This is a genomic window from Paenibacillus sp. GbtcB18 (genome assembly GCF_019091125.1).
Taxonomy (GTDB): domain Bacteria; phylum Bacillota; class Bacilli; order Paenibacillales; family NBRC-103111; genus Paenibacillus_F; species Paenibacillus_F chitinolyticus.
In genome coordinates this window covers 1-851 of the sequence record NZ_JAGXJX010000073.1, presented here as the reverse complement: position 1 = coordinate 851, position 851 = coordinate 1, and the positions used below count along the sequence as shown (strand labels likewise).

Below are 851 nucleotides of genomic sequence, written 5' to 3'. Positions count from 1 at the left end.
TTTCATATCACACCAAGAGAAGCAGAAATCATGGACCCGCAGGAACGATTGTTCCTTCAGTGTGTTTATGAAGCGTTGGAGGATGCGGGATACACCAGAGAGAGCCTGGGGAAACAAGAGGCATTTGGAATGAAGGGGAACGTAGGGGTTTATGCAGGAGTCATGTACGAAGAATACCAGCTTTACGGATCCCAGGAGCAGGTCCGTGGCAATAATGTGGCCCTATCAGGGAACCCCTCCTCGATAGCAAACCGGGTGTCCTATTTCTGTAATTTCCATGGGCCGAGCATGGCGGTAGATACGATGTGTTCATCCTCGTTAACCGCCATTCACTTGGCCTGCCAGGGGATACGAAGCGGGGGATGTGAAGTAGCGATCGCCGGGGGAGTGAATGTCTCCATCCATCCCAACAAATATTTGATGCTGGGACAAGGGAAATTTGCATCGAGCAAGGGAAAATGCGAGAGCTTTGGAGAGGGGGGAGACGGATACGTGCCGGGAGAAGGGGTCGGGGCAGTAGTGCTGAAGCCACTGGACAAGGCGGTAGAAGACGGGGACCAGATTTACGGAATCATTAAGGCAACCGCGGTGAATCACGGGGGGAAAACGAACGGCTACACGGTGCCCAACCCGAATGCGCAGGCAAGCATTCTGAGCAGAGCGTATAAGGAGTCGGGCATAAATCCGAGAACGATAAGTTACATCGAAGCGCACGGCACAGGCACCGCGCTGGGCGATCCGATTGAAATAGCGGGGTTGAACAAAAGCTTCCGGGAGTATACGAAGGACAACGGGTTTTGCGCAATCGGTTCCGTTAAGTCCAATATCGGTCATGGCGAAAGCGCGGCGGG

General features: G+C 53.6%; 1 protein-coding gene. It reads left to right on the top strand.

The window, feature by feature from the left end; translation table 11 throughout:
• Window positions 1-851: beta-ketoacyl synthase N-terminal-like domain-containing protein (locus KVT34_RS29555; RefSeq protein ID WP_217563223.1), on the top strand; the 851-nt coding region annotated here is incomplete at both ends.